The following is a 1193-nucleotide window of genomic DNA, read 5'->3' as shown; positions in this document are numbered from 1 at the left end:
TAATCTGTACAATGAAATAAGATTACATTTATCTTTAGATTTTAAAACACCTGATATGGTATATAAATTAACAGCGTAAATCAATTTTTAACCTGTAGCCATATTTCAGGACGAGACATTTGAAAAGAAACCCTATGAAGAAATTTAGATTGTGGTTAGTAGCATTTGCGTCAATAATAATTATTGGACAATTAATTTTGACTGACTTTGAGGACTTAAGTTGGTCAAATAACGCAGGAAACTATTTAGGGATAATATCAATGATATGCATAATTATTTCCATGATATTATCAAATCGACATGAAAACAAGCAAGAAAACTGACCTTTACGAGAGAAGAACATTTTTTCTGCTATAGAATTGAGACAGAATCAGTTTCATGATGTTTGGACGCAACCAACCTAAAAATAAAAAAACGAAATGCCAACAAAGCATATAGCTTATGGCGGGTGAACGCCTGCCAGCAAGGTTTTCGCTTCGTAGCCAGTTTTGGTTTCGGTGGACAGGAAAGTGCTTTGAAACCGCCACAAGCCATATGCAAACCGTTGGCAATAATGTCGGAAATGCGCAAAGGAATCATAATTTTAGTTTATTTAATTGCCTTCCCAATATTTGGACAGAATATGGATTTACCAAATGACTTGACTGAATTTTTAAAAGCAAAATCGGAATTGAATTACGACCATAAATCTGTGGAACCTGACTTTGTTGGAATTATTGACTTTGACAAATTGGAACTCGGAAAAGTATGGATTGAGGGAAATGTTAGCGGAAAATCTTATTACGAAATTCCTGCAATCAATCTGACTGACCAATGTGACCATTATGACCCTGAATACATTCTACTCTACTTGCCGAATGAAAAACTATACGGAACTTGGGATTCTGACCATTGGAAACTTTATGTTTTTCCGAATACTAATTGGACTGACATCACTGAAAACCCAGCGGAATTTATAAACCAACAATGGAATCCGAAAAAAGAAATCGGAATCGAATTTGACCCGAAAACGAATTATAAAATGATAAATGGATGGCCATTTTGACCGAAAATAAAAACACTATTGCCAACAATGAACTAAGCTAAAATCCAAATAAATTTTGGTTTAATTCATGGCATAATCAGAATCGTAAGGCAATCCTGATTTTGCGATAGCAAACGCTTGTTTTATAAGCTTATTACAGACTGCGATT

The 1193-nt window shown here is 34.3% G+C and carries 1 protein-coding gene; it reads left to right on the top strand.

The window, feature by feature from the left end; translation table 11 throughout:
* Positions 1–562 precede the first annotated feature (562 nt).
* Positions 563–1045: a hypothetical protein gene (locus ACFQ1K_RS14515; protein WP_320556889.1), complete on the top strand. Its 483-nt coding sequence runs from the start codon at positions 563–565 to the stop codon at positions 1043–1045.
* Positions 1046–1193: the final 148 nt, after the last annotated feature.

The sequence above is a fragment of the Winogradskyella aquimaris genome, from assembly GCF_042676105.1.
Taxonomy (GTDB): Bacteria; Bacteroidota; Bacteroidia; order Flavobacteriales; family Flavobacteriaceae; genus Winogradskyella; species Winogradskyella aquimaris.
The sequence above is the reverse complement of the archived record's forward strand: the minus strand, read 5'-3'. Positions and strand labels throughout refer to the sequence as shown.